Source organism: Paraburkholderia sp. J41, from assembly GCF_905220235.1.
In the GTDB taxonomy this organism is placed as follows: domain Bacteria; phylum Pseudomonadota; class Gammaproteobacteria; order Burkholderiales; family Burkholderiaceae; genus Paraburkholderia.
This window is the reverse complement of the sequence record NZ_CAJMZE010000002.1, coordinates 292,042-317,292: the sequence shown is the minus strand read 5'-3', so window position 1 is coordinate 317,292 and position 25,251 is coordinate 292,042. Positions and strand designations below refer to the sequence as shown.

The window sequence follows — 25,251 nt, the reverse complement described above, 5'->3', positions numbered from 1 at the left end:
CGGACAACGGGCCGGCTCGGGCCGCGCCGCCGGTCTTACAACCGGCGCGCCGCGCGCCGGCGGGCGCACTGCGCAAACGCAGGGAATCAGCGGCGCGTGGCGCTGCCGGCCCATTATCAGCGTGCGTGGGCCGCCATCCTCGCGCACCGGCCTGCTCACCCGCGCGCTTGCGAACCGGCGCCGCGCCGGGCGGCAACGGCAAGCAAGATGCGAACCCGGCCCGCCGCCGCCTTGCGAAATTCGCGCGGGCCGCAAGCGAGGCGCAAGCGGGGCGCGGCTCACGCGTCGTCCGGCGGCTCTGGGCGATAGCCCGCACCGGTCGGCCTGCGCCGTCAAAAAGCATGATGCTACGTCGCCGCCTTCGTAACCGTCCAGCACCGTTTCTTTCGGGACGTTACGGCCGTTACAGGTGATGTCGGTGTTTTGTAAGAGACGGGGCCGGGGCGTGCCGGTCAAAGCCGCACGGAGCCGCCGATTTCCTCGACGATGCGCGCCACGCATTCGCGCAGCAGCGGCGCGACGTGCGCGATGAGCCATTCGCGCGGGCACTGTTGCGAGGCGCCGCCGCAGTTGATCGCATAGAGTTCGCCGTTGGGTCCGGCAAAGGCGGTGGCGATGGCGTTGAGTCCTTCGTACCATTCGCCGACCGCGAGCCCGTAGCCTTGGGCGGCGGTTTCGGCGATGGCGGCGTCGAGGCGGCTGCCGACGAAGCCCCAGTCGTTGCCCGCCGAAGCTTGCAGCGCCGCGGTGACTTCGGCGCGGGCGTCGGGGTCGAGCGAGGCGAGATAGGCGCGGCCCACGGCGGTGCGGCCCATGTCGATGCGCGAGCCGACTTCGAGGCGTGTGACGAGCACGGCGGTGCGCGGCCGGATCGCGTCGATCACGACCATATCCAGGCGGTCGCGCACGGTCAGGTGAACGGAAAGCGCGGTACGTTCGGCCAGACGAACCAGAAACGGGCGCGCGCGGCTGCGAATGTCGGAGTTGCGCAGGAAGCCGTTCGAGAGTTCGAGCACGGAAGACGTGAGCACGAAGCGCTCGCTGTCGGGCAGCCGGGCGAGAAAGCCGGTGCTGACGAGCGTGCCGGTGAGGCGGGAGAGCGTGGGCTTGGGAATGCCGGTGAGTTCGGTGAGTTCGCGGTTGCTGAGCGGCGCGTCCGCGGCGGCGATGCAGCGCAGCACGGCCAGGCCGCGCGCGAGCGCGGTGACTTCGTCGGTTGCACCGTCTTTGTCGCGGTGCGCTTCAGTGCGGTTGCGCGGGTCGGGGGCGGAAATCATGGGGACGATTTTTCCGAAACTGGATTTCAGATTTAAGGTCTTGGCCGTCTGCACCGTTATCAAGCACAGGCAGGCGGCGAAGCGCAGTTTTTATGCGTCCGATCAGTACCACATTCCATGCGCAACGGTGCGTATCGGCTGAAGATTGCATGCCTGCGCAATCGTTGACCGTTCGCGTAATTTGGCGAGATTTTGCTTGACTTAGTCAGCATCCAGGTAAAAAATGGAACCGAATTTCGGCAAGTCGCTGCGGCCTCGCTTAAGTCGCGAAAACATCGCAACCTGGCGGGGTTTTAATCCAACCGTTGCTATGCATATCGCATAATTCTGGTACCCGCGCGTAACCGAATACCGTCTCTCAGGTTCTAGCACGGCCCTCGGAATGGCTAGAACTTTTCAAAGCGCCACGCTAAAACGTGGCGCTTTTTTTTACCTGCGTTTTTTTACCTGCGATAGGGTTCGCCGCACTGCGGGCTACCGCACATACCGTGGCGAAAAACCATGGGCCGCCATCGCGCCAGCCCTCGTTCTTCCAGCATCGCCGTTTTTTTATCTTCGATCCCCAATTGTCGGGCGCTTCTTCGGCGTACGATCGACGAGACTCGTTCGAAGAGGTGGCACATGCTGTCCGAAGAAGAACTCGCGCTACTCGACGCGATCCGCGAAACCGGCAGTCTTTCGCGCGCCGCCGCGCGGTTGAACAAGGCGCCTTCGACGGTTTCGCATGCGGCTCGCCAGCTCGAGGCGCGCTTCGACGCGCTGCTGTTCGACCGCCGCCGCTATCGCCTGCAACTTACGCCCGCCGGGCATCTGCTCGCGCAGGAAGCGGGGCGTCTGATGCAGGACGTCGCGCGCATGACGCAGCGCGTGCGCCAGATCGCGAACGGCTGGGAAGACCGCCTGTGGATCGTCACCGACGAAATCATCGAATTCGAATTGTTGATGCCGTCGATCCGCGACTTCGACGCGCTCGGCGCCGGCGTGAAACTGCGCTTCACGCACGAAGTGCTGTCGGGAACCTGGGAGGCGCTGCGCGACGGCCGCGCCGATCTCATTATCGGCGCCACCAACGAGCCGCCCGCCATCGATGGCTTGCAGTGGTTCGAACTGGGCGTGATGGCGTGGACTTTCGCGGTTTCGCCGCGCCATGCGCTCGCGCGCGAGCCCGAGCCGTTGCCGCGCGAGCGCATTCTGGCCGAGCGCGGCGTGGCCGTGGCCGATTCGGCGCGCGGCTCGCCGGGCCGCGCGTACGGTTTGCTCGGCGGGCAGCGAGTGCTCTCGGTGCCGACGATGTGCGCGAAGATCGAAGCACAGCGTGCGGGGCTGGGCGTCGGCTGGCTGCCGAAGCGGCGCGTGGCGAAGCTCGTGGAGCGCGGCGAACTCGTGGAAAAGGCGACGGCGAGTCCGCGTGAGCCCAACGTGCTCTACGTCGCGTGGCGCGGCGAGCAGGCCGGGCGCGCGCTGCAATGGTGGATCGAGCGCCTGCGCGAACCGCGTCTTGCGCAAGCGCTCGTGGACGGCATCGCGCGCTAGCGTTGGGAAAAACGTTCGAAAAAATCGAACGTTTGCGCCAACGAAGTCGTACGGCAAAGTGCCCGGCGAGGACGAAGATGACGTCACGGTCGATGCAGACACGCATCGGCGACCATCCTCAGGAGAACGTCATGAATCGCTTCGCCAATCAAACTGTCCTCGTCACCGGCGGTAGCAGCGGCATCGGCCTCGCGGCCGCGCAAGCCTACGCGGCCGAAGGCGCACGCGTCATCGTCACGGGCCGCGACCCGGCGGGCCTCGAAGCCGCGCGCCAGTCGCTCGGCGAAGGCGCGCTCGCGTGGCGCAACGACGCCGGTTCCGTCGAGTCCGCGCGGGCGCTGGCCGCCGCCGTGCGCGACGCGGGCGTGAAGCTCGACGCCGTGTTCGTCAACGCGGGGGTGGCGAAGCTCGCGCCGTTCGAGCAGGTGGACGAAGCGCTTTGGGACCAGACCTTCGACATCAACGTGAAGGGCGCGTACTTCCAGATCCAGTCGCTCCTGCCCGTGCTCAACGACGGCGCGGCCATCGTGCTCAACGGCTCGATCAACGCGCATATCGGCATGCCGGCTTCGTCGGTGTATGCGGCCAGCAAGGCCGCGCTGATTTCCTTCGCGAAAACGCTGTCGGCCGAACTGCTGCCGCGCGCGATTCGCGTGAACGTGGTGAGCCCCGGGCCGGTCGCGACGCCGCTCTACGACAAGTTCGGCATGGACGCCGCGCAACGCGAGGCGACGGCCGCCGCGATCCGCGAACTCGTGCCGCTCAAGCGGTTTGCGACGCCGGAGGAAATCGCCTCGACGGTGCTGCATCTGAGCGCGAAGGAGTCGGCGTTCATCATCGGCACCGAAGTGATTGCCGCGGGCGGCATGGGCCAGCTTTGAGGCGAGGCCTGACGGCGACGGCGCTTTCGGGGCGATGACGTTTTTGGGGCGATGACGCTTCCGGGCAATGAGGCGCGACGGCCGCCGCGGCGGCAAGCGCGCCTCAAGCCGGCGTTAGCATCAGGCGACGGTTTCGCGCTCGGGCGTGGCCGAAATCTTGTGGATGGAGAGATCGGCGCCGTTGTATTCGTCCTCCTGGTCGATGCGCAGGCCCACGGTCATGCGCAACGCGCCGTACACGACGAAACCGCCGAGCGAGGCGACGACGATGCCCGCGAGCGTGCCGACGATCTGCGCGCCGAGCGACACGCCGCCGATGCCGCCCAGCCAGCGCGCGCCGAAAATGCCCGCCGCGATGCCGCCCCACGCGCCGCACAGGCCGTGCAGCGGCCACACGCCGAGCACGTCGTCGATGCGCCAGCGGTTCTGCACGCAGGTGAACATGTAGACGAACAGCACGCCCGCAACCGCGCCCGTGACCAGCGCGCCGAGCGGATGCATGATGTCCGAGCCCGCGCACACGGCCACGAGCCCCGCAAGCGGCCCGTTGTAGGTGAAGCCCGGGTCGTTGCGGCCCGCGAACCACGCGGCGAGCGTGCCGCCCACCATCGCCATCAGCGAATTCACGGCGACCAGACCGCTGATCTTGTCGACGGTCTGCGCGCTCATCACGTTGAAGCCGAACCAGCCCACGGCGAGCACCCACGCGCCCAGCGCGAGAAACGGAATGCTCGAAGGCGGATGCGCGGCGATGCGGCCGTCGCGCGTATAGCGCCCGTGGCGCGCGCCGAGCAGCAGCACCGCCGGCAGCGCGACCCAGCCGCCGAACGCATGCACGACCACCGAACCCGCGAAATCGTGAAACGGCACGCCGAACACGTGCGTCATCGCGTCTTCGAAATGCAGGCGATTGTTCCACACCATGCCTTCGAAAAACGGATAGATGAAGCCGACGATCACGAAGGTCGCGAAGAGTTGCGGATTGAATTTCGAACGCTCGGCAATGCCGCCCGAGACGATGGCCGGAATGGCCGCCGCGAAGGTCAGCAGGAAGAAGAAGCGCACGAGCTGGTAGCCGTTGTGCCGGGCGAGGATGTCGGCGTGCGAGAAGAACTGCACGCCGTAGGCGAGCGTGTAGCCGATGAAGAAGTAGGCGATCGTCGAAACGGAAAAGTCGACGAGAATCTTCACGAGCGCGTTGACCTGATTCTTCTTGCGCACGGTGCCGAGTTCGAGAAACGCGAACCCCGCGTGCATCGCGAGCACCATGGCGGCGCCCAGCAGCAGAAAGAGCGTGTCGGTGCCGGTCTTGAGAGTGTCCATCTGGCTTCCTGCGTAAGCCCAAGGCTGGGCGCTGAAAAGGTCGGCATTAGGAGCAAGAGTTGGGCCAGAAAGCGCCAAAGTGGTGAATATTGCGATTGGAAGGCGCGTCAGGTCGGTGCGTCAATGCACCGAAGCGGGTTTTCGATTATTTTGCTTGCGAATGTCCGGTGCGCGAGATTGGTGCGTACCTCATTCATCGGCACAAATTCGGGGCGTACGCGCAAAGATGGTGATGTAAAGCGCAAAATCTGGGCGATATATTCCAAATACCTTTCTGTCGATGATCTGTCCGTATGCGGAAAGTCGTTGCTATCGCGCTGAAGGTGTCGCGGAGTAACCTCGCTCCGCCAAGCGAGCGAAAACCGCTACCCACGCGGCGCGCAAACGCCGACATAATGGCCGGATCGCCACCTTCCGCGCGTTCGGCTTCCGAACCGCCATTCGATGCGCCTCACCACCAAAGGGCTTTTGCTGATCGCGATTCCGGCGTTGTTCGAACTGAGCCTGCTCGCGGCCATCGTCAAGGCGCAAGCCGACGCCGAAACCGCCGAGCGCGCCGGCCAGCACAGTCAGGCCGTGCTGGCGCAGGCGGCGCGCGTGCTCGAACCGGTGCTGGTCGAGTCGGTGCAGTTGCGCGGCGCAGTGGCCGCCGGCGACGCGCATTACGCGACGCCCGTGGCGATGTGGATGGACGTGGACCGCCGCATCGATCGGCTCGTGGAGCTGGTCTCGGACAACCCCGCGCAAGTCGAGCGCGCCGTGCAGATCCGCCAGGCCATCCAGAACTATCGGCAATGGTCGGACCGCGTGCAGGATCTGCTGCACTCGGCGCGCCGCGCCGATCTCATCGAGCGTTTTCGCACGCTCACGCGCGCCGACGTGCTCGATCGCGTGCGCGGTCAGATCACGTCGTTTCAGACCGAGGAGCGGCGACTGGACATGAGGCGCGTTGCCACGGCGGTCGCTGCGCGCGCGCAGCAGCAGTCGCTCGTGATGACCGCGGTGATCGGCTCGATCGTGCTGGTCGCGCTCGCCGTGGGCGTGTTCGCGCGCGGCGCGCGCTGGCGGCTCAACGCGCTCTCGGACAATGCGAACCGGCTGGCGGCGGGCGAACCGCTTGCGCCGCTCGCGGACGGCGGCGACGAAATCGCGCAGCTCGACTTCACGCTGCATCAGATCGGTCAGCGGCTGATCGAAGCCGAGCGGTTGCGGCTCGGTTTTCAGGCCGATCTCGCGCGGCGCGCGGACCAGCTTGCGCGCATCAACGAAAACCTGCGCCAGCAGACCCAGGAAAACGAGATGTTCATCCACGGCGTGTCGCACGATCTGCGCGCGCCGCTCGTCAACCTGCAAGGCTTTTCGCGCGAACTGAACCACGCGTGCAACGACCTGCGCGAGCGCGTGGCGGCGTCGGCGGCGCTGACACCGCAGGCGCGCGAACGCATCGAGCGCGTCATCAACGAGGACATCGGCGAGGCGCTGCGTTATTTGCAAAGCGCCGTGCTGCGCGCCTCGCACATCATCGACGCGCTGCTGCGGCTCGCGCGCGTGGGCCGCGTGGAGTACCGGCGTCAGCGCGTGGGCGTGCAGGAGATGGTGCAGCGCGTGGTCGAGTCGATGCACGGCTCGATCCGCACGCGCGGCGCGCAGGTGAGCGTGCGTGCGCTGCCCGACGTATGGGGCGACCCGACGGCGCTCGAGCAGGTGTTCGCGAATCTGATCGGCAATGCGTTGAATTATCTCGATCCGGTGCGCGAAGGGCGCGTCGAGATCGGTGCGGCGAGTGCGCCGCCGGGCGTGGAGTCGCTACAGATTTTCTATGTGAGCGACAACGGGCTGGGCATTCCCGAAGTCGGCTTGCCGCGTCTTTTTCAGGCGTTTCAACGCATGCACGGCGACGTGGCGCCCGGCGAAGGCATCGGCCTCGCGCTCGTGCGCCGCGTCGTGGAACGGCACGGCGGGCGCGTGTGGGTGGAATCGACGGAAGGCGAGGGCACGACGTTTTATCTTTCGTTGCCCGATGCGCTGGCTTGCGCGCCGCCCGCGCCCGGCGACGCCGATCAGTTGATCAGCGCGCTGGAGCGCGCGGATGCGAACGGCGCGAGCGGTGCGCTGTCTGCTGGCGGACGATCCGATGCGCCGCTCGTGGCTTCGGTGATGGTGCGCCCGCCTGCCGGCGCGTCGCGCGGCGGTGCGGCGACCTAGCAGCGGCGGTGCGCGTAGCGGGCGCGGATAAGGTAGCAGGCGCGGATAAGGCAGCGGGCGCGGCGTTCAGCAAGTGCCGAAAATGCGCCGTGCCCGAAACAGACGGCTGGCGCGAAACGACCAGACGAGGCCCACGACGGCCAGTGCGAGCGCGGCGCCCAGCGCAACGGGCGGGCGCAGCGCGAAACCGAACGGCCCGCCGGCCGGCTCCACGAAGCAGCGTTCCAGAGTGAGCAGCGCGGCCCAGAGCGCGATGGCGGCCTGCATGAGCAGGCGCGTGCCCTGAGCGCGGCGCGCGCGGTCCACGTAGCTTCGTGAGCGCCGTCTGCGGCCGTTGCACGAACAAAGAAAGACGATCGCCGAAAGGACGATAGCGAGGATCAGCACCCAGTCTGTCAGATTCATCTACGCGCACTCCGAAACAGTGCCGAAGATTCTGGCAAGCGTTTGTGCGCGATGAAATCAGACCAGTCCGAATCGGCGGACCGTGCGCGCTGCGCCGCGTTCCGGGCGGCGGCGCGTAAGCGATTGACGCGAAAGGCTCAGAACGTGCTCAAGGATCGATGCGCGTGCCGAGCAGCGCGAGAAATTGCCGCAGCCATTCGGGGTGCGCGGGCCACGCGGGCGCGGTGACGAACGGCGCATCGGTGACGGCGCCGTCGATCGCGATATCGGCGTATTCGCCACCCGCGAGCCGCACTTCGGGCGCGCACGCCGGGTAGGCGGAAATGCGCTTACCGCGAATGACCTCGGCGGCGGCGAGCAGTTGCGCGGCGTGGCAGATCGCGGCAATCGGCTTGTTCGCGCCCGCGAAGTGGCGCACGAGTTCGATGACCTTGGGATTCAGGCGCAGATACTCGGGCGCGCGGCCGCCCGCGATGGCGAGCGCGTCGTAGCCGGCGGCGTCGATCTCGTCGAAGGTGGCGTTGAGCGCGAACTGATGGCCGGGCTTTTCGGTATAGGTCTGGTCGCCCTCGAAGTCGTGGATGGCGGTCTTGATGCGCTCGCCGGCCTTCTTGCCCGGGCACACGGCGTCGACGCGATGGCCCACGGCCTGGAGCGCCTGGAACGGCACCATCGTTTCGTAGTCTTCGGCGAAGTCGCCGGTGAGAAAAAGGATCTTCTTGACGGCCATCGTGAGTCTCCGAAAAGGGAGTGGAACAGATCGCGTGCGAAAGCAGTCTACTCCATCATGCTGGATGACTTTACACACGCATGACGCAAGGTGCGCCTGTGAATCCGTCGTCTTTTAATCCACCGTTTTCGAGTCCGCTATTGGCGCTGCCCGACCCGATCGTTTGCGAGCGCTATGTGCCGCGGCGCGACGCCGCCGAACTGGCCGCGCTCTTTCGCGCGTCCATCGCCACGCTCGCGGTCTCGCGCTACGACGCGGCGCAACGCGCGGCGTGGGTTTCCAGCGCCGACGACCTGGCTTCTTTCGACGCGCGTCTGTCGCGCGGCGTGACGCTCGTCGCGCGCCGCGGCGGCGCGGCGGTCGCGTTCGCGCAGTTGGCGCCGGTCGATCATATCGAGATGCTGTACGTCGCGCCCGAGTGGTCGCGGCGCGGCGTGGGCGGCGCCTTGATCGCGCAACTGGAGCAGCTTGCGCGCGCATCGAAGGCGAGCGTGTTGAGCGTCGATGCAAGCGCGCTCGCGCGGCCCGTGTTCGAGCGTGCGGGTTTTTCGTTGATTGCGGCGCAAGCGGTTTTCCGCGACGGCGTATCATTGCCGCGTTTTCATCTGTGCAAGCCGCTCCGTGCGGCGAATCTTTCGGGATGACCATGTTTTCGAAGCAATCCAATCAATGGCTGGCCCTCGCGCCGCTCGTCGTTTGCGCGGCGGCGCTCGTGTCCGGCTGCGACAAGCAGAACGCGCCCGACGTCAGCAAGCAGTCCACCGAAGCCATGAAGCAGGCCACGCAGGACGCCGCGCAGCAGGCGGCGCAGCAAGCGAAGCAAACGCTCGACAAGGCGGCGAGCTACGTGAACCAGCAGGTCGATGCGGCGCAGCAGAAGCTCGACGCTTCGGCGTCGGCTTCGCAGGCGCAAGATCAAGCTCAAGCGGCAAGCGACGGCACGGCAGCGAGCGCGACGCCCAGCAACGCCGAGCTGGCGTCCAGCGCGCACGCGCAGTTGCGCGATGCGGCGGGCGCGGCGCAATCCATGCTCGGTCATGCGGCGGCGGCCACGGGGACGGGCTTGACCATCGCCGGGCACTCGCTGCAACGCTGGGCCAGCAGCGCAGCGTCGGCTTCGGCGCCGATGTCGGCCTCGGATGGCTCGCAATGAGCGTGGCGCGGTTCGGTTGACGCGGGCCGCTTCGCGCGCGAGCGCAATGCGCGCAATTCGCCTGATCGGATGATGTCGTGACGGCTGCTTTTTTCGATTCTCGCGGCGCGGCGGCATTTTTCGCGGGATCGCCTGAACGCGCGCGGCCAATTTGCGTTGGCCGTCCACGCTTGCCTTGTCCGCGTGTCTGCAAGCGATGCAATCCTCAAGTGCAACCGTCCTGGTGGCATCATCAAGCCGCTCCCGGCCGGAGGCTGCGCGGTCGCATTCGTCGGCGCTGGAGCGCGGTGCGGAAAGCCGCCCTAACGCACCCGGTTGACACACCGCATTGACAACTTGTTACGCATGCGCAGGACGCGTGCAGGCGGAGTGCGGCTACACTGATGCCTCCCGTTTCTCCCCCTTTTTGCCATGAATTCCAGCATCGGACGCGACGGCGCGGGCGCCGGTCCGTCGTGCGGATGCCGCGGTGCGGCGCAGCCCGCGCCGCGCCGCGCGATGGCGTTATGTCGGTGGTTTGCCGCGTGTCTTTCGTTGATTCTCGCGATGGGCGCGCCGTTCGCCGCGTTCGCGCAGAGCGCCTCGGCGCCCGCGCCTGCACCTGTGCCCGTGCCCATCCTGCCCGCGCTCAAGAGCGTCATCACCGGCGCGCCCGCGAGCGCTTCGGCGGCATCGGCTGCGCAGGCCGCTTCGGCGCCGTCGCCCGCGAGCCAGGCCGAATTCGCGCGCTCGCTCGACAGCGTGATCGCCACGCTCGACAACGAACGCCAGCGCACCGCGCTGCTCAATCAGCTCAAGAAGTTGCGTGACGTTTCGCAGAACGCCGCGCCCGCGCCGGCTTCGGGCGCGGCGGCGACTTCGGGCCTGCTCGGCGCGATCGCCTCGGGGCTGGCTTCGGTCGAAGCCGATGCGCGCCGCGGCCGCAGTCCGCTGCATTACTGGGCCGGGCGGTTCCGCTCGGCGGCCTACGAGCTTTACACGATCGCGGCGGGCGGCGAGGGCGAAACGCCCGGCCGCATCGTGTTCGACCTCTTTGCCATGCTGGTGGGCTGGGGCGCGTGCGCGGCCATCCTGCGCTGGCTCGAGCGGCGCCTGTTGCGGCGCTTCGAAGTGGCGGTGGGCTTGCGGCCCAATCCGCGCACGATCGAACTGCTGATCTTCGTCTCGCATCGCGCGGCGCCCTGGATCGTCGCGTTCGTCGGCGCGCTGGTCGTCGAGCGCGCGTTGCCGCAAGCGCTTGGGCGCACGCTTGGCGTGGTGATCGCCTACGCGATCGTCGCCGGCGCCCTGTTTTCGTCGATCTGTCTCATCATGTTTTCGCTGTTCGGCTCGGGGCACCGGCGCGCGGCGGTGCGCGAACTGATCGGGCAGTCGCGCCGCCTGCTGTTCGCCATCGGCGTGCTGGCCGCGCTCGGCGACGCCGCGCAGAACGTCGACGTCGCGCATCAGCTCGGCCCGAATCTCGCGGCGCTCGTGAGCACGTTCGCGAACATGTCCGCGGCCGTGCTCACCGGCTACTTCGCGATCGCGTTCCGGCGGCCCGTCGCGCATCTGATCCGCAATCGCAGCTACTCGCTGCGCCACGGCCACAAGGCGCTCACCGAGGTGCTCGACGTGCTGGCCTCGCTCTGGCAACTGCCGATGCTGCTGCTCGCGGCGGCGTCGATCGCGGCAACGGTGGGCGGCATCGGCGCGCGCGAAAACGTGTTGCAGATTTCGGTGGTCACGGCGCTGCTGCTCGTGCTCGCGTTCTTCCTTTCGGCGGTCGTGTTCCGCATCACGCGGCCCGACCCCACGCGCGTGCGGCGCCGCTCGCCGTATCTGCGCCGCCTGCTGCGCTTTGCGGGCACGCTGCTCGTGCTGTTCGTCTGGCTCGCGTATTTCGAGTTCTGCGCGCGCCTCTGGGACATTTCGCTCGCGGCGATCATCGAGGCGAGCGTGGCGGCGCGCGGCATCGCGCACGCGATCTTCGCGATCTTCGCCACTGTTTTTCTCGCGTGGCTCGTGTGGATCGTGGTCGATACGGCCATTCTCGAAGCGCTCAATCCGAGCGGCCCGCGCACCAAGGGCCGCGCGCCCAGCACGCGCGCGCGCACCATGCTGCCGCTCGTGCGCAACGCCGTGCTCGTGTCGATTCTCACCGTCGCGGGCATCGTCACGGCGGCCAATCTCGGCATCAACGTGACGCCGCTGCTCGCGGGCGCCGGCGTGATCGGCCTCGCGATCGGGTTCGGCGCGCAGTCGCTCGTAACCGACCTCATCACGGGGCTGTTCATCATCATCGAAGAGACGATTTCAGTGGGCGACTGGATCGATCTGGACAACGGCCACGCCGGCACCGTCGAGCATTTGTCGATACGCACGGTGCGGCTGCGCGACGGACAGGGCGCGATTCACGCAATTCCGTTTTCGCAGATCAAGATCGTGAAGAATCTCTCGCGCGATTTCGCGTTCGCGGTGTTCGAGGTGCGCGTGCCGTTCCACGTCGATCTCGACACGGTCACGCGCATGATTCGCGAAACCGGCGCCGAACTGGTTGCCGATTTTCGTTACCGGCGCGAGATTCTCGGGCCGGTGGAAGTGTGGGGCCTCGATCGTTTCGATCCGAACTGGATGGTCGTGAAAGGGCAGATCAAGACCCGGCCGCTTCAGCAGTGGAGCGTGGCGCGCGCGTTCAATGCGCGCCTGAAGCGTCATATGGACGAAGCGGGCATCGAGATTCCGGTGCCGCAGATGCGCGTGCATATGTCGGCGCCGCGCGGCGAGGGCGACGAAGCGCCGCACGCCGCGCACGAAGCGGACGAGCGGCACGAGCCGCGGGCATCACGCGAATCGCATGAATCGCACGAATTCGACGAGCGCGACGGTCGCGGCGAGGCGCTCGCTGCCACGCACGAGTACGAACCCGCGCCTGCGCCCGTGCGCGACGATCGGCAAACGCGGGCCGTCACGCGCGACGCCTCGCACGCGCCGCGTCCCGCGCCGCCGCCCACCGCCGGGCCCGAAGGCGCGCCGCCGCAGATTCCCACGGCGGGCGGCAAAACCTGAGCCGCGCACGACGCCTCAGACCGTCGCAAGCGATCTTGCGAGCGGCAGGATGTCGTTGACGCGGGTCGCGATGCCGTCCGCCGCCACGCCGTACACATGCAGCGAAATCGCGGGTTGGCCGCTGTCGTTCGAGAGCCGGTGGATGTTGGCGCGTCCGCGTCCACCGAAGGCCACGTCGCCGCTTGCGCGCCGCTGCGTGCGCACGGCGCGGGCGCCCTCGTGCGCGCTGTCCCATGCGTAGAGCGTTTCGTTGAGCGTGCCTTCGTGTACGGCGTAGCCGCACCAGGTGTGGTGCGCGTGAACCGGGCTCGCGTGCCCCGGCTGCCAGACCAGCGCGGCGACCGCGTAGTGGCCGCAAGGGCATGCCGCGAGCAGATGCCGGCGATAGCTTTGCGCGCCGCCCTCGCGGTGCGCGGCCTCGATGAGCGCCGGCTCGGCGATTGCGCGGGCCAGAGCGGCGCGCACGTCGCGTGCGAAGCTTGGGCAGCGCGACGGGTCGCCGGGTGTCGTGCAGGCTGTCAAGGCGGCGTCGACGGCGGCGCACAGGCGTGCGAGGACGCGCGCGTGGGCGCTGTCGCCGTGGCGGGAGCAGTAGTTGTCGCCGCCGTTGTCGCCGTGGTTGTCGCTGGCGTCGTGGCTGTCGTTACGGCTATCGGTTGTGGCGGCGCGCAGCAGCGCGGCTTCGGCAAGGGCGTTCATGATCGCGTTTCTCTCGTTCGGCAGACTAAAGTTATACCGCTTCGACGCAAGAAATCGCTTTCAAATTATTCTCTCAAAGTCCCTATCGTATAGAATAAATTTCTATGAATCGGGAGGGATGAAAATGGATCTCATCGACAGGAAGCTCGTCGAGTTGCTTCAGCAGGACGCCACCACGCCGGTCGCCGAACTCGCGCAGCGCGTGAACCTTTCGCAAACGCCGTGCTGGAAACGCGTCCAGCGCCTGAAGGAAACGGGGGTGATTCGCGCGCAGGTGGCGTTGTGCGATCCGCGCAAGCTGGGCGTCGGCACCACGGTGTTCGTCGCGGTGCGCACCAACGAGCACACGGAAGCCTGGGCGCAGAATTTCACGCGCGCCGTGCGCGAGATTCCCGAGATTGTCGAGGCTTACCGCATGAGCGGCGAGACCGATTACCTGCTGCGCATCGTCGTCACCGATATCGACGATTACGACCGCGTCTACAAGCAGTTGATCCGCAGCGTGCCGCTTTTCGACGTGAGTTCGAGCTTCGCCATGGAGCAGATCAAGTATTCGACGGCGCTCCCGGTGCGCAGCGGCGCATAAATGCGCCGACCGCGCGAAGCGGACCGAGGGCGCGCGGCGCAAGCCGTCTGCAAGGCGGGGCGGCGTAGAATGCGCGTTCCTCTCACCGTTCGCCTGCGGGCCGGGCACGACCGATGAACGAATCGCCCAGAAAAGCGCGCAGGAAAAATCCCGTCTTTGGCGTGGGCGTGTTGATCGTGGTCGTGGTGCTGGTCGTGATCGGCACCGTGCTGTTCAACGCACTGCGCAGCAAGCGCGAATACGACGAAACCGTGGGCGCGGCGCGCGCCGGTTCCACGTCCGCCACGGCCAGCGCGCCGGCTTCGCAGGCCGGCAGCGCCACGCAATAACGCGTTCCGCGCGCGGCGCCGCGCTTCATGCCTCCGGCAGCCGGATCAGGCTCGCGTCCTTGCGAATGAGCCACGACGCCGCAATCATCTGCTTGCACTGATGCGCGAGCAGTTTCAGTTCTTGCACGAGGTCGCTCGCGGTGCCGGTCGCGCGCTCGGCCTGCACGACCATGGCGTCGAGGTCGCGCGTGAGCTGCTTCGTGATGTCGGCCTGCTCGGCGGGAGCGGGCGTGCCCGCTTCGGCGGCCACCAGGTTCTCGCGCACGCAGGAAAGCGCGCGTTCGAGCGCGTCGAGATTCGGCGCGCTTTCGCCGGCTTGCTTCGTGCTGCGCAGTAGCGGCGCGGTGGCCGTGATCTGCGAAGCGAGCACGTGGCTGCGCACGAGCAGGTCGTTGAGTTCGGGCACGAACTTCTGCGCCGCCTTCGGTTCGAGCATCATGCGCTGGAACGCCTGGCCGAGGTTCGCGAACGCCACGTGTACGTTCTTGCGCGCGAGCCGATAGCGGAAGTCGCGCGCGAGCGACGGCACGGCGGCGCTCGCGCCCGCCGTGGCGGCGGCTTGCGCGGCGGCTTTCGAACCGACGGCCGCGACGCCGGGCGCGCTCGGCGCGACGTGCGGATGCTGCGAAGGCGCTGCCTGCGCCGCGGCGATTTCGCTCGCGACGCTCGCGGCGTCGGCGGAGGCGCTCGCCATCGTGGCCGGGGCGGCTGAGGCGGCCGGGGCGGCTGAGGCGGCCGGGACGTCGGAGTCCGGTGCCGCCGCCTCGGTGCGCGTATTGGCATGGGCAGGGGCGTGGGCTGGCGTGTTGACGGGGGCATCGGCGCGTGCATTCGCCGTGGCATGCGCGCTCACCCGCGCGCCGGCTTCGGTGAGCGTCGCGATGTCGGGCGGCGCGCCGGCTTCGGGGCGCGCGCCGCCGCCCGCGAACGCCGGCTGCGGCGCGTTCGTGCGGCCGCTCCACCACCAGCTGGCTTCCAGATAACCGCGCGTGGCCGCGATCATGTCGTGTACGAGCTTGCCCATCAGCCGGTATTCCCAGTACGGGAACAGATGGCTTGCGCCGATGGCGATCATGCAGCCGATCACGGTGTCGATGGCGCGCTCGCCGATGATGCGCATGCTGCCCGGCGCGAGCAGATGGAACATCAGCAGCACATAGGACGACGTGAACACCACGCTTGCCGTGTAGTTGAACAGCAGCAGGCTGTAGCTCATCACCATCGCCGCGAACATCGACACGAGCAGCACGAGCGGCTCTTTCACGAGCAGGATGAGCGCGATGCTCGCCACGCAGCCGATCAGCGTGCCGACGATACGCTGCGCGTTGCGCTGGCGCGTGAGCGAGTAGCCGGGCTTGAGAATGATGATGCTCGTCATCACGATCCAGTACGCGTTCGTGAGCGGCAGCAGGCGGCCGAGCCAGAAGCCCACGGCCACCGCGATCGTCACGCGCAGCGCGTGGCGAAAGCTCGGCGAGGCCATCGTGAGATTCGAGAAGATTTGCAGAAAGGGCACGCGGCGGCTCGTGACGAAACGCGTGAGGGCTTCGTCGATGCGCAGCTCGGTTTCCGTCGTCGGCATTTCGCTCGTGAGGCTGCGGCGCATGCGGTCGATCAGGCGCGTCGCGCTCCAGATGCGCCGGAACGACGCCGAAATCGCCGCATACGCTTCGGGATCGCTGGCGGCGAGATCGCGTTTGCGCAACTGTTCGAGTTCGTATTCGATCGCGCGCAGTTCGGCCTTCACGTTCACGCTCGCGCGCGGCGCTTCGTTTTGCAGCACGGCAAGGCCGATGTCCTCGAGATCGGCGGCGGCCTTGCGGATCAGGTCGCGATAGAACACGAGCAGGTCGGAGCCGCCGAACGTGTTGCGCACGAGCGGGTAATCGGTATGCGCGCCCACGAACAGCTCGTGCAGGTCGACCGTGTTGATGAAGAGGTTGAAGTGCATCGCGCGGCGCGCGTCCACGCGGCCGCTTTTCAGTTGCGGCAGATTGCGCAGCACGATATCGCGCGCGGCGTCCTGGCGCTCGACCGCCGCGATCTGTTTCGCGACGAGATTGCGGTAGCACTCGTCGAGATCGTTGTCGAGATCGAAGAACTGCGCGCGCGCGAGCAGGTAGTCGGCGCAGGCGAACACGCTTTCGGCGAGCGCCTGCTGCTCGATGCGATCGAGCATGAGCCGGCTCACGAGCGTGGACCACGCCGTGTACCAGAGGCCGCCCAGCAGAATCCACAACGCATTGACGAGCGCCTGATGCGGCGTGAAATGCTCCTCGAGCGTCATCACCATCATGAACAGCGTGGCGAAGCTGATTTGCGGCCAGCGATTGCCGTAGACGACGATCAGCGAGAGCACGAAGGTGAGCGGCACGACCGTCGCCCAGAGCGCGACCGGATTGACCGTGGCGAGCCCGGTCGCGTAAGCGGATAAAAACCCGATCACGCTGCACGCGAGCATTTCGTTGCGCTTGTACTTGAGCGGGCCTGGCATGTCGACGACGCACGCGCCGAGCGCGCCGGTGGCGATCGTGAAGCCCAGATCGCTCTTGTCCAGCACGAAGAGGCAGAGCACAGCCGGAAGCGAGATGCCGACTGCGATGCGCAGACCGCCGTAGAAGTACTGGCTATAGAGGAATTTCCTGATTTCTACCGAATAGCGCATCGACTGACGGGAGGTTCGAGAGCGGACCCAACGCCGCGGAATGTGGCGGTGAGTCTAACTGATTTCGGGCGCGATCTGACCGTACCGGCATTGCGGAGTTTCCCGTGCGCGCCGGCGCGGCGCGCGCCTCAATCCACGCTGAGCGTCGAAGCGTCGCCGAGCAGCCCGTGCGTGCCGTCGATGCGCCGCATGCGCGTGCGATACCAGAAGGTCCATGCCATCAGCGCGCCGAACACGCCGTAGCCGAGCAGGGGCGAGACGACGAGAAAGCGCTCGATCGGCCAGGTGGCGGCGAGATACGTGCGCAGCGCCGCATCGGCGACGAGACCCGTGCCCCAGACCAGCGTGAGCAACCGCATCGCCGCGCCGAAACTGCGGTTTTCGCTCCACAGTAGTTCGAGCCGTGCCACGCCTTCGCGCGTCTCGCGCGCGACCGTTGCGCGTGTCAGATAAAACACGATGGGCCGCCTGGCGAACAGCGAGCCGAGAAACACCACGCCGATCGCGCCCGAAGCGAGGCTTTCGCGCATCAGCAACGCGCGCGTGCCGCCGCCGAACGCCATGGCGAGCAGCGAGAGCACGATGCCGAGCAGGATGACGGCGGAAAGCGCGTCGATGCGCCGAAAGCGCACGAGTTCGACGATGCTCCACGCGAGCGGCGGAATGGCGGAGGCGATCAGGCCGCCGATCTCGCCCCAATGCGGTTGAGCGAGACGATAGGCGACCCAGGGCAGCAGCAGATTGACCGCCAGTTCGGCGACGAATGCTGGACGCAGCTTCATGGGATGCGAACTCCAACGAACGGGTTGTGAAAATTATGGTTCAAGCGCGGCGTCCCGGCAAACGGGCCGCGGGCGCGGCCGCATCGAAGCGCGGGAAATCGCATTTCGCGTGCCCGCGCAGTGTGAGAACAGGAAGCGGCATGCGATGCGCCGCGCGCGATGTGCGACACTCTGGCGTTGTTGCGTGGCCTGGCAGCCATTTTCTTTCATGCGGCTTTACGAGGTCGCTTCAGCCCGTTTTCTTCGCCGATATGACACACCGCGCGCCTATCGCTTTGCACGAAGTCGAACTCGTCGCCGTCCGCGCGCAAGGCGCGGGCGGGCAAAACGTCAACAAGGTGTCGAGCGCGATTCATCTGCGTTTCGACATTCGCGCGTCGTCGCTGCCCGAGGTGCTCAAGATGCGTCTGCTCGCGCTTTCGGACCGGCGCATCACGAGCGAAGGCGTCGTCGTCATCAAGGCGCAGGAATATCGCACCCAGGAGCAGAACCGCGTCGCGGCGCTTGCGCGGCTGGAGGAACTCGTCGATAGCGTGAGCGTGACGCGCAAGGCGCGCGTGGCGACGCGCCCCACGCGCGCTTCGCGATTGCGGCGGCTCGACACGAAGGCGCGCAACAGCGAGACGAAGGCGGGGCGCCGGCGCGTGACCGAATAGGGCGAGCCCGTTTCCGAATAAGGCGAGCCCGTTTCGCTGCGGGACGCGCATGGCATTGCGCCAGCTTCGCGGCGCCGGGTCAGTCCTCGGTGCGGCGGCGCGGCCGCTCGCGCGGGCCGTGCTCGGGCGGAAAGTCGGCGCAGAGGACGTGCGTGGCGCCGCCGAAGTCGAGCGCGATGGCGGCGGTGTAGCACAGTTCGCCGTCGTTGAGCGAGTAGTGCGGACCCATGACCGCGACGCGCCCGGGCGCCGCCAGTGCGCGGCGAAAGTATTCGCGGCGCGACCAGTTGCTGTCGGTGTCGGGATAAAACGGCGCGAGGCGCGCGGGCGGTCCGACTCCGGGCGCGGCGATCGACGGCGCGTGCTGCTCGCCTTGCTCGTTCGCGCCGAACACGCGCAAGGCGCGGGTGTCGCGAAAAATCGCCGCGGCCGCCGCTTCGAGCGTGCCGCCTTGCGTGAGCACGCGCGCGCCGCGCAACATCGCGTGCGAGAGCGAGCCGAAGTTGATCCGCTCGAGCACTTCGCTGCGCCGCCGATACTCGGCGAAGCGCCGCCACATCGTCTGCGCGAGCGCCGGGGCGTTCGCGCTCGCCACGCGCACCGAAGCGTCGGGTTCGCCGAACCAGAAACCTTGCACGAGGTCGACGTCGGCCTGCATCAGTTCCATCAGTTGCGCCTCGGTTTCGACGCCCTCGGCGAGCACCATCGTGCCCGCGTGATGCAGGATCGAGACGAGTTCGGCGATGAAGGCCACGTTGCTTTCGTCGGTGGCCGCGCGCGCGACGAGCGAGCGGTCGAGCTTGACGATATCGGGCCGGTAGCGCCAGACGCGGTCGAAATTGGAGAAGCCCGCGCCGAAGTCGTCGAGCGCGACGAGAAAATCGCGCGCGCCCGCGGGCGGACGTTCGTCGACGAACGAGCCGGGCTCGTCGCCGCCGCGCTGCTCCAGCACTTCGATCACGACGCGTTCGTGCGGAAAGTCGAAATGCCGGCACAGGCCGTCGATGGCGGCCTGCGCGGGATCGGCGGCGCGCGCGCTGCGCGGCAGCGTGTTCAGGAACAGCCAGCCGGTTTGCACGTTTTGCGCGACGAAATTCGCCAGATGCAGGCAGCGCGCGAGTTCGTCGAGTTGCTGCGCGTCCTCGCCCTGGGTGGCGGCGAACAAGGCGTCGGGCGCGACCGGTCTGCCCGCCGCATCGGTCACGCGCAACAGCGCCTCGTAGCCGACCACGCGCTGATGCGTGATCGACAGCACCGGCTGAAAAGCGCTTTCGAGCGTATGGCCGCGCCACGCTGCGCGAAAGCCGCCGTCGCGCGGCTCCAGCCGGTCGGGCAGGCTCGCGGGCGCCGTGGGCTCGGGATCGCTCTCGCTCTCGCTGGCCTTCGCGGTGGAATTCGGCATGGCTCGGTGCGCGGTGAAGGGGGTCTTCCAGTGTAGGCAACCCGGGTGCAAGCCGGGCGTGGCCGAGGCCACACAACGCGACGCCACGCCCCGACTCGACGACGCTCACGCACGCGATATACCCGCCGCGCGCCCTATCGTCGGCGAAAGAAGCGTGCGGGATGGCGGAAGCCGCTGCGTGGCGATGGTGGCGGCGAAGCCGGCCAGCTCGAAACTTGCGTTGCGCGCACGCCCGGCGTTCGCACGGCGCGGCGATACCGAGCGGCGCGAACCGCATCGCGATGCGAGCGAAGCGCGGCGCTTCGCGTTCATCAAGCGCCGGGAGCGCGAGGCGGCGCGGGCCGCGCGCGGTGAGCGCGTAACGCGGCTCACAAAGCGGATCGCGCCGAAACGCACGGAGCGCACGGAGTGAAAACGATCAAGTGAGATCGGCCGTTCGGCAACGGTCGGATGACGCAGCGGGCGCGGCGCGCGCCCGCCAGGTCAACAGCGCGGAAGGCGCCGTGCGGCGCTCAATGACGCGTGTCGGGTACGTCGAGGATCAGGATGATGGTCCAGTCGGCGTCGCCTTCGTGATGGTACTGGCGTTCCGCGACGATGAACGGCTGCTGCTTGCCGGCCGGCCCGAGAAACAGCACGTCGCCTTCCATCGGCAGGCATTCGATGGGCGGCAGCGCGAGATACGCGTCCTGATTGCCGCCGCGCGGCATCAGTTTTTCGATCTTGCGGGAAGCCGCTTCGGTCCATTCGATATCGAGCTGGATATTGCTCATGGGGATTCTCCGCGCGAGGCGCGCTCAAGGTGGGTACGCGACGCCGAGTCACTTCACTGCGTCATTTCGAGGTGCGCGACTTTAGCATACCGCGCCTGAGCCGCAGCAAGGCGTCCCGCGCGTCGCTCGCCGTAGCGGGTGGTTGATGCGGCGGCTAAACCGGCAGCTTCGGGCCAATAAAAAAAGCCGACGCCGGTGTGATCCGGCATCGGCTTTCCATGACGACGCGAGGCGGCGGTGCAGGGCGGCATGCCGCGCCCATTCTCGCCGCCTCGCGCGAGGCCCGCAAACTTATTGCGCGGCCTTCTTGTGATGGGGATGGCCCGACTTGTGATGCTTCATGGGCATTTCCTGCTGCGTCGACATGGACGCCTGCTGACGCTGCTGCAAGTCCTGCGCGCGTTGCTCGACGTCGGCGGCTTTCGCCGGATCGGTGCTCATGGTGACGCCGTTGTCCGACTGCGCGTAGGCCGCGCCCGTCAATGCGGAAAGTGAAATCAGGACTGCGAGGGACACTTTTTTCATCTCTACCTCCGAAGGAGCGGTTTATGGACCCAGCCTGTACCTGTCCAAGCAGGATGGACACGTCATTCTAACGATCAAATAGTCGCGCCAGATGACATCGCGTAAGGTGCGCGGCCGCCTGTTACACACCGTTACATCTGCTGTCGCGTATCTGTCACGCTAAAACCATCCAATCATTCGATAGACATAAAACTGAGCGATGCCGATCAACTCATGCAGCGCCGTCTCGGCCGCGACGAGATTGCGCCAGCGCGGCAGCAAGCCGCGCTTTACGTGGCGCACATTCGATACCGCGGGCAGCGGGGCCATCTCGAAGCGGTGAAAATCGAGCATGGCGCGCGGCATGTGATAGGCCGAGGTCACGAGCACGAGGGCTTCGTCGTGCCGGCGATGCACGAGCGCCGCCACGTTACGCGCGTTCTGCCAGGTGGTGAGGCTTTCGTTTTCGAGAACGAGCGCGTCGCGCGGCACGCCCGCGGCGAGCAGCCACGGCGCATAGGTGTCGGCTTCGGCGCGTTCATGGTGCTGCGGATTGCCGCCGCTCACGATCACGCGACACGCGCCGCCCGCCTGCGCGCATTGCGCATAAAGCCGGGAAGCGAGCGCGATGCGCGCGTAGACGTCGTCTTTCGGCACGAGCTTGCCGTCGACATAGTCGGTGCCGCCGCCGAGCATCACAATCGCCGTATGAGCGCTGAACGGCAAGGCGGGAAGTGCGGCCCGACCGCGATCGTACGGAGTGCGATAGATGGGCGGCTGGGCCAGGTCGAGCAGCGCGCCGCTCAGCCAGCCGGCCGCGAGCAGCCAGAACAAGGCCGCCGCGCCGCCTGCGACACGCCAGCGCGCGCTGCGCCACAGCACGCCCAGCGCAATAAATAGCGCAAACAAAACGATTAGAATCAATTTGAATGAGGTAACGTATTGTTTTCGGGAGAAAGCGCGTCCGACCGCCTTTGCGCCGCGAGCGTGGCGTTGCGGTGGCCGCGCGGGAAGCGGAGATTGCGCTTCTCACGGGGCCCGGATTTCACCTGCCGCTTCAGCGCCGCGCATTGCGAGCGCCGAACGTGCAGGCCCGCCGTGTTGGAGGCTTAGCGGCACATGCCTGTGCTGCGTCTGCGAGTGCGCAGGCGCAACAATAGCAGGTCTGCATTTTAAGAAAGAAGTGAGATGACCACGTATTCCAACGAAGCAGTACTCGAAGCGCTTCGGCGCGTGCAGTATCGTCAGGTGCCGTGGGCGCGCGTTCCGAAAGTGTTCCAGTATTTGCGCAATCTCGGCCTCATGGACATCGTGAGGCAGCGCACGGTCGCGCCCGCACCGGGTTTTCACGCGCCCGTGGACATTGCCGTGCTTACCGACCGCGGGCGTGCCGAATTCAACCGGCTCGCGCGCGAGGAGCGCGCCTTGCAGCAGTGGAGCACGCAGCGCATCGCCGATTATGTGGCCGAACCGGCCGCGCAAGCGGGTCTCGAGGCGAATTAGCCGTCACGCGCGCCGTTTCCGCAAAAAAAAGCCCGTATCGAAATACGGGCTTACCGGATTTACTGCTGCCACGCTGTGCTTGATGGCGAATAGATAGACCGCCGATATCGCGCAGTGGTTCCCCAAGGCAGGGTATGTGCCAGGCAGCGCGCCTGGCGGCATCGTTCGGTACGACTTAACAATGACGTTTCGGTCGATGTTTTGGTCACCTTATTTCGCACCTTCTTATTCAGCGCTTACCAAACGGACGGTCGAAGACGACCGGGACGGCGGCCCCCTCGCGGATTGATGGCCGCGTGTCAGCGGCGCTGTGTCGGTTCGGGGCGCGCAGGTGCGCTGCGTCGCGCATTGTCGGCGATATCGCCGCGCAGATCGCCGCGCGGCACGGGCGGATTTCCCGCGTCGGCGGACTGCGTGGCCGGCGGCCAGTCGCGGCCCGCGCGGGACATGGCTGTCGGGGACATCGACCAGCTCGGCACGCTTGCGTGCGGCGGTTGGGCCGCAGCGCTAAAGGAGACGAACGACGCCGTCGGCGCGAAAAAAAGAAGGGCTGACAGCGAAACCATGACGCCCCGAATGAGCAGATTCATGGATTTCATGGCGGCTTCCCGTCAATACCGAATATTGACGTTAATGGACATGGTTCTAAGCTAAGCGTCCGAACGAAAGCGCGCTGTAAATTTTCGTAAAGAGATGTATCGCCGCTGGCTAAAACACGTTGCGTGCGCACTTAAATGACGACCGGCATGCACCGGAATGGTCCGTCGAAAGCGGGCGGAAATACAAGGCGAGAACGAGGCGAATACCAGGCGAATACCAGGCGGGAGACGCGCACAGGCGCGGAAGACGCGCCGCGAAGGCCGCAGAGGCGGCGAGTTCGCCGCGAGGTGCGGCTTGGGCGGGTTGCCGCGCCGGGCGCGCACGGCGCCCGGCAGGCAGGGTCAGTCAGGATAGATTGCGAGACAGAACGAACGCTCAGGCCATCTTGACCGGCGCGCGCCACGATTCCGGGTTGGTCCAGAATGCGCCGCGCAGACGGTCGCGGCTCGGCGGCGCGGGCGGCTTGGTCGCCGTCGCGCCGATGCGGCCGCGCAGCGAAATTTCGCGCCCGTTCGAGCCCAGTCGCTTGACGATCTCGGCGAGCGTGCCGTCCGCCTGCCATTCGTCGAAACGGCGGCGGCAGGTCGGCGGCGACGGATAGCGGCCCGGCAGCTTGGACCAGCCTTCACCCGTCGAAAGCACCCAGAGCACCGCGTTGACCACAGCACGCGCTTCGACGCGAGGCCGTCCGCGCCGCTCGCTCCGTGCCGGTTCGGCACAGAACAAAGCCTCGACCAGCGCCCATTCGTTGTCTCTCAAATCGTCGAACAGCATCATGTTTCACCTCAGCGAAGCTATCTCCGGTGCGCTGCCCCGCGCTGCGCACTCTTCATGAACTCGTGGCCGGATGCCAAAGTCCAGGCGGGATCGGAAGGTCTAACCGGATTTCCTGCTTCCGGGGCGTCCACCGAACCTGTGCAGGCTGTAATGCGAGAACCATGCCAGCTTGCACGTCGTCGTCTTGAAGCCGCGTGGCGCCAAGCCCGCGCGGGAGATTGCCAGGGGCGTATAAGACTCGAAAACTGTTGTCGAGAAAATCGGGAGAATCACCAATCTTGTGCAAAGAGGCCCGCCAGCCGTGCGTTTGCGCCTTATTGCTGCATTGCGGCGAACAATTGCGCGGACGATTCACATTGCTGTAACACTTGAAATAGCGCATTCGGAAAGCCCCAAATCGCATAAAATTGCGCATGAAATTGATTGATTCATGAGGGATTCGGATGAATGTAACGCTGCGGCAGCTACGGGTGTTCATCGAAGTCGCGCGATTGCAGAGCTTCAGCCGCGCCGGCGACGAGATCGGACTCACGCAGTCGGCGGTAAGCCGCTGCGTGCGCGAACTGGAGACGGAAATCGGCGTAAAGCTCGTCGATCGCACGACGCGCGAGGTCCAACTCACCGACGTGGGCGCGAACCTGATCGCGAGCATTCCGCGGCTCATCAGCGATCTCGACGACGCGCTGCGCGAGATTCGCGAGATCGGCGAACAGCGGCGCGGGCGCGTCGTGGTGGCGGCGAGCCCGACCGTGGCGTGCCGCCTCATGCCCGAGGTCGTGGCGGCGAGCGGGCGGCAGTTTCCCTACATCACGCTCGGCCTGCGCGACGACGTGCAGAGCGACGTGGTGCGCAAGATCCGTCTCGGCGAAGTGGATTTCGGCGTCATCATCGGGCCCTTTGCTGCCGAGGATCTCGAAACGGAATGCCTGACCACCGATTCGTTTTGCGTGGTGACGCGCGACGATCATCCGCTGGCGGCGCGCGAGCAGGTGGAATGGAAGGCGCTCGATGGCGAACGGCTCGTGATGCTCGATCACGCGTCGGGCAGCCGGCCGCTCATCGACGCGGTGATGGCGGAGCAGGGCGTGCGCGCGCGGGTCGTGCAGGAGTTGGGCCATCCGGCGACGGTGTTCGGGCTCGTCGAGGCGGGCGTCGGCATCAGCGTGCTGCCCTGGCTCGCGCTGCCGGTGCCGGCGGGCGCGTCGCTGCTGGCGCGTCCGCTCGTGCCGCGCGCCGAGCGCACCGTCGAACTCGTGCGCCGGCGCGACCGCTCGCTTTCGCCGGCGGCGGAAGCCGTCTGGTCGCTGATCCGCCAGCTCGCCGGGCGGCCCGAGGCGGGGCGCTAGCGCGTTTGCGCGCGCTTACCCGCATTGGCCGGCGGCCCTTGCCCCGAGCGCGCCGGGCCGCGCGCCGCGCTTCA

At 66.9% G+C, this 25,251-nt stretch carries 25 protein-coding genes and 1 pseudogene; 12 read left to right on the top strand and 14 right to left on the bottom strand.

The window, feature by feature from the left end; all coding sequences use genetic code 11:
• Positions 1 to 452 precede the first annotated feature (452 nt).
• Positions 453 to 1,277, bottom strand: coding sequence for an IclR family transcriptional regulator (locus tag U5805_RS03390; RefSeq protein ID WP_322102018.1), 825 nt, complete (start codon positions 1,275 to 1,277; stop codon positions 453 to 455).
• A 621-nt stretch (positions 1,278 to 1,898) separates the two neighbouring features.
• On the opposite strand from U5805_RS03390, the gene U5805_RS03385 reads away from it, so the two are divergent.
• Both U5805_RS03385 and U5805_RS03380 read left to right on the top strand, forming a co-directional pair.
• A complete protein-coding gene (locus tag U5805_RS03385; protein WP_322102017.1) occupies positions 1,899 to 2,810 on the top strand; it encodes a LysR family transcriptional regulator in 912 nt (303 codons plus the stop codon).
• A gap of 131 nt (positions 2,811 to 2,941) precedes the next feature.
• Positions 2,942 to 3,691 (top strand): SDR family oxidoreductase, encoded by a 750-nt coding sequence (locus U5805_RS03380; RefSeq protein WP_322102016.1) that lies wholly within the window; start codon positions 2,942 to 2,944, stop codon positions 3,689 to 3,691.
• Between the two features lie 120 nt (positions 3,692 to 3,811).
• Here U5805_RS03380 and U5805_RS03375 read toward each other — a convergent pair whose 3' ends face one another.
• A complete protein-coding gene (locus U5805_RS03375) occupies positions 3,812 to 5,014 on the bottom strand; it encodes an ammonium transporter (RefSeq protein ID WP_322102015.1) in 1,203 nt (400 codons plus the stop codon).
• Between the two features lie 444 nt (positions 5,015 to 5,458).
• Between U5805_RS03375 and U5805_RS03370 the strand changes: the two genes are divergently transcribed.
• A complete protein-coding gene (locus U5805_RS03370; RefSeq protein ID WP_322102014.1) occupies positions 5,459 to 7,219 on the top strand; it encodes a sensor histidine kinase in 1,761 nt (586 codons plus the stop codon).
• 66 nt (positions 7,220 to 7,285) lie between these two features.
• Here U5805_RS03370 and U5805_RS03365 read toward each other — a convergent pair whose 3' ends face one another.
• Entirely contained in the window at positions 7,286 to 7,624 is a 339-nt protein-coding gene (locus tag U5805_RS03365) for a hypothetical protein (RefSeq protein WP_322102013.1), read from the bottom strand.
• A 148-nt stretch (positions 7,625 to 7,772) separates the two neighbouring features.
• Positions 7,773 to 8,354: a DJ-1/PfpI family protein gene (locus tag U5805_RS03360; RefSeq protein ID WP_322102012.1), complete on the bottom strand. Its 582-nt coding sequence runs from the start codon at positions 8,352 to 8,354 to the stop codon at positions 7,773 to 7,775.
• A gap of 140 nt (positions 8,355 to 8,494) precedes the next feature.
• Between U5805_RS03360 and U5805_RS03355 the strand changes: the two genes are divergently transcribed.
• From U5805_RS03355 to U5805_RS03345, 3 genes are all read left to right on the top strand, one after another.
• Positions 8,495 to 8,998 (top strand): GNAT family N-acetyltransferase, encoded by a 504-nt coding sequence (locus U5805_RS03355; RefSeq protein ID WP_322102011.1) that lies wholly within the window; start codon positions 8,495 to 8,497, stop codon positions 8,996 to 8,998.
• A 2-nt stretch (positions 8,999 to 9,000) separates the two neighbouring features.
• Complete coding sequence (locus U5805_RS03350) at positions 9,001 to 9,507, top strand: hypothetical protein (RefSeq protein WP_322102010.1); 507 nt, start codon at positions 9,001 to 9,003, stop codon at positions 9,505 to 9,507.
• 411 nt (positions 9,508 to 9,918) lie between these two features.
• Positions 9,919 to 12,555, top strand: a complete 2,637-nt coding sequence (locus U5805_RS03345; protein WP_415914527.1) for a mechanosensitive ion channel family protein — start codon at positions 9,919 to 9,921, stop codon at positions 12,553 to 12,555.
• Positions 12,556 to 12,570: 15 nt separating this feature from the next.
• Here U5805_RS03345 and U5805_RS03340 read toward each other — a convergent pair whose 3' ends face one another.
• Positions 12,571 to 13,254, bottom strand: coding sequence for a cysteine dioxygenase family protein (locus tag U5805_RS03340; RefSeq protein ID WP_322102009.1), 684 nt, complete (start codon positions 13,252 to 13,254; stop codon positions 12,571 to 12,573).
• A 118-nt stretch (positions 13,255 to 13,372) separates the two neighbouring features.
• On the opposite strand from U5805_RS03340, the gene U5805_RS03335 reads away from it, so the two are divergent.
• Complete coding sequence (locus U5805_RS03335) at positions 13,373 to 13,840, top strand: Lrp/AsnC family transcriptional regulator (RefSeq protein WP_322102008.1); 468 nt, start codon at positions 13,373 to 13,375, stop codon at positions 13,838 to 13,840.
• Between the two features lie 113 nt (positions 13,841 to 13,953).
• Positions 13,954 to 14,169 carry a hypothetical protein gene (locus U5805_RS03330; RefSeq protein ID WP_322102007.1) on the top strand — a complete coding sequence of 72 codons (216 nt, stop codon included), beginning with the start codon at positions 13,954 to 13,956 and terminating at the stop codon, positions 14,167 to 14,169.
• 25 nt (positions 14,170 to 14,194) lie between these two features.
• On the opposite strand, the gene U5805_RS03325 is transcribed toward U5805_RS03330, so the two are convergent.
• Complete coding sequence (locus U5805_RS03325; RefSeq protein ID WP_322102006.1) at positions 14,195 to 16,834, bottom strand: FUSC family protein; 2,640 nt, start codon at positions 16,832 to 16,834, stop codon at positions 14,195 to 14,197.
• Between the two features lie 128 nt (positions 16,835 to 16,962).
• Entirely contained in the window at positions 16,963 to 17,616 is a 654-nt protein-coding gene (locus U5805_RS03320; protein ID WP_322102005.1) for a VC0807 family protein, read from the bottom strand.
• 251 nt (positions 17,617 to 17,867) lie between these two features.
• Here U5805_RS03320 and arfB point away from each other — a divergent pair, with 251 nt between their 5' ends.
• On the top strand, positions 17,868 to 18,272 hold the full coding sequence (gene arfB / locus U5805_RS03315) for an alternative ribosome rescue aminoacyl-tRNA hydrolase ArfB (RefSeq protein WP_322102004.1): 405 nt from the start codon (positions 17,868 to 17,870) through the stop codon (positions 18,270 to 18,272).
• A gap of 79 nt (positions 18,273 to 18,351) precedes the next feature.
• Here the strand turns inward: arfB and U5805_RS03310 are convergent, their stop codons facing one another.
• A complete protein-coding gene (locus U5805_RS03310; RefSeq protein WP_322102003.1) occupies positions 18,352 to 19,674 on the bottom strand; it encodes an EAL domain-containing protein in 1,323 nt (440 codons plus the stop codon).
• Here U5805_RS03310 and U5805_RS03305 point away from each other — a divergent pair.
• Positions 19,661 to 20,086 (top strand): hypothetical protein, encoded by a 426-nt coding sequence (locus U5805_RS03305; protein WP_322102002.1) that lies wholly within the window; start codon positions 19,661 to 19,663, stop codon positions 20,084 to 20,086. The genes U5805_RS03310 and U5805_RS03305 overlap by 14 nt on opposite strands.
• A 100-nt stretch (positions 20,087 to 20,186) precedes the next feature.
• On the opposite strand, the gene U5805_RS03300 is transcribed toward U5805_RS03305, so the two are convergent.
• The 4 genes from U5805_RS03300 to U5805_RS03285 all read right to left on the bottom strand — a co-directional run bounded on the left by U5805_RS03300 (position 20,187) and on the right by U5805_RS03285 (position 21,860).
• Entirely contained in the window at positions 20,187 to 20,447 is a 261-nt protein-coding gene (locus U5805_RS03300) for a DNA-binding protein (RefSeq protein WP_322102001.1), read from the bottom strand.
• A 53-nt stretch (positions 20,448 to 20,500) separates the two neighbouring features.
• Positions 20,501 to 20,656: a hypothetical protein gene (locus tag U5805_RS03295; protein ID WP_322102000.1), complete on the bottom strand. Its 156-nt coding sequence runs from the start codon at positions 20,654 to 20,656 to the stop codon at positions 20,501 to 20,503.
• Between the two features lie 82 nt (positions 20,657 to 20,738).
• Positions 20,739 to 20,972, bottom strand: a complete 234-nt coding sequence (locus tag U5805_RS03290) for a hypothetical protein (protein WP_322101999.1) — start codon at positions 20,970 to 20,972, stop codon at positions 20,739 to 20,741.
• Between the two features lie 159 nt (positions 20,973 to 21,131).
• Positions 21,132 to 21,860 (bottom strand): YdcF family protein, encoded by a 729-nt coding sequence (locus tag U5805_RS03285; protein ID WP_415914526.1) that lies wholly within the window; start codon positions 21,858 to 21,860, stop codon positions 21,132 to 21,134.
• A 279-nt stretch (positions 21,861 to 22,139) separates the two neighbouring features.
• Here U5805_RS03285 and U5805_RS03280 point away from each other — a divergent pair, with 279 nt between their 5' ends.
• Positions 22,140 to 22,454 carry a hypothetical protein gene (locus U5805_RS03280; RefSeq protein WP_322101998.1) on the top strand — a complete coding sequence of 105 codons (315 nt, stop codon included), beginning with the start codon at positions 22,140 to 22,142 and terminating at the stop codon, positions 22,452 to 22,454.
• Positions 22,455 to 22,753: 299 nt separating this feature from the next.
• Here U5805_RS03280 and U5805_RS03275 read toward each other — a convergent pair whose 3' ends face one another.
• Both U5805_RS03275 and U5805_RS03270 read right to left on the bottom strand, forming a co-directional pair.
• Positions 22,754 to 23,044: a hypothetical protein gene (locus tag U5805_RS03275; RefSeq protein WP_322101997.1), complete on the bottom strand. Its 291-nt coding sequence runs from the start codon at positions 23,042 to 23,044 to the stop codon at positions 22,754 to 22,756.
• A gap of 388 nt (positions 23,045 to 23,432) precedes the next feature.
• Positions 23,433 to 23,828, bottom strand: a pseudogene (locus U5805_RS03270) (transposase); the annotation flags it as partial.
• Between the two features lie 446 nt (positions 23,829 to 24,274).
• Between U5805_RS03270 and U5805_RS03265 the strand changes: the two are divergent.
• Positions 24,275 to 25,177 carry a LysR family transcriptional regulator gene (locus tag U5805_RS03265; protein ID WP_322101996.1) on the top strand — a complete coding sequence of 301 codons (903 nt, stop codon included), beginning with the start codon at positions 24,275 to 24,277 and terminating at the stop codon, positions 25,175 to 25,177.
• Positions 25,178 to 25,251 lie beyond the last annotated feature (74 nt).

Coding starts and splice junctions, on each gene's coding strand:
- U5805_RS03390 (WP_322102018.1), bottom strand. CDS start 1,277: ATGATTTCCGCCCCCGACCCGCGCAACCGCACTGAAGCGCACCGCGAC.
- U5805_RS03385 (WP_322102017.1), top strand. CDS start 1,899: ATGCTGTCCGAAGAAGAACTCGCGCTACTCGACGCGATCCGCGAAACC.
- U5805_RS03380 (WP_322102016.1), top strand. CDS start 2,942: ATGAATCGCTTCGCCAATCAAACTGTCCTCGTCACCGGCGGTAGCAGC.
- U5805_RS03375 (WP_322102015.1), bottom strand. CDS start 5,014: ATGGACACTCTCAAGACCGGCACCGACACGCTCTTTCTGCTGCTGGGC.
- U5805_RS03370 (WP_322102014.1), top strand. CDS start 5,459: ATGCGCCTCACCACCAAAGGGCTTTTGCTGATCGCGATTCCGGCGTTG.
- U5805_RS03365 (WP_322102013.1), bottom strand. CDS start 7,624: ATGAATCTGACAGACTGGGTGCTGATCCTCGCTATCGTCCTTTCGGCG.
- U5805_RS03360 (WP_322102012.1), bottom strand. CDS start 8,354: ATGGCCGTCAAGAAGATCCTTTTTCTCACCGGCGACTTCGCCGAAGAC.
- U5805_RS03350 (WP_322102010.1), top strand. CDS start 9,001: ATGTTTTCGAAGCAATCCAATCAATGGCTGGCCCTCGCGCCGCTCGTC.
- U5805_RS03345 (WP_415914527.1), top strand. CDS start 9,919: ATGAATTCCAGCATCGGACGCGACGGCGCGGGCGCCGGTCCGTCGTGC.
- U5805_RS03340 (WP_322102009.1), bottom strand. CDS start 13,254: ATGAACGCCCTTGCCGAAGCCGCGCTGCTGCGCGCCGCCACAACCGAT.
- U5805_RS03335 (WP_322102008.1), top strand. CDS start 13,373: ATGAAAATGGATCTCATCGACAGGAAGCTCGTCGAGTTGCTTCAGCAG.
- U5805_RS03330 (WP_322102007.1), top strand. CDS start 13,954: ATGAACGAATCGCCCAGAAAAGCGCGCAGGAAAAATCCCGTCTTTGGC.
- U5805_RS03325 (WP_322102006.1), bottom strand. CDS start 16,834: ATGCGCTATTCGGTAGAAATCAGGAAATTCCTCTATAGCCAGTACTTC.
- U5805_RS03320 (WP_322102005.1), bottom strand. CDS start 17,616: ATGAAGCTGCGTCCAGCATTCGTCGCCGAACTGGCGGTCAATCTGCTG.
- arfB (WP_322102004.1), top strand. CDS start 17,868: ATGACACACCGCGCGCCTATCGCTTTGCACGAAGTCGAACTCGTCGCC.
- U5805_RS03310 (WP_322102003.1), bottom strand. CDS start 19,674: ATGCCGAATTCCACCGCGAAGGCCAGCGAGAGCGAGAGCGATCCCGAG.
- U5805_RS03300 (WP_322102001.1), bottom strand. CDS start 20,447: ATGAGCAATATCCAGCTCGATATCGAATGGACCGAAGCGGCTTCCCGC.
- U5805_RS03295 (WP_322102000.1), bottom strand. CDS start 20,656: ATGCCGGATCACACCGGCGTCGGCTTTTTTTATTGGCCCGAAGCTGCC.
- U5805_RS03290 (WP_322101999.1), bottom strand. CDS start 20,972: ATGAAAAAAGTGTCCCTCGCAGTCCTGATTTCACTTTCCGCATTGACG.
- U5805_RS03280 (WP_322101998.1), top strand. CDS start 22,140: ATGACCACGTATTCCAACGAAGCAGTACTCGAAGCGCTTCGGCGCGTG.
- U5805_RS03275 (WP_322101997.1), bottom strand. CDS start 23,044: ATGAATCTGCTCATTCGGGGCGTCATGGTTTCGCTGTCAGCCCTTCTT.
- U5805_RS03265 (WP_322101996.1), top strand. CDS start 24,275: ATGAATGTAACGCTGCGGCAGCTACGGGTGTTCATCGAAGTCGCGCGA.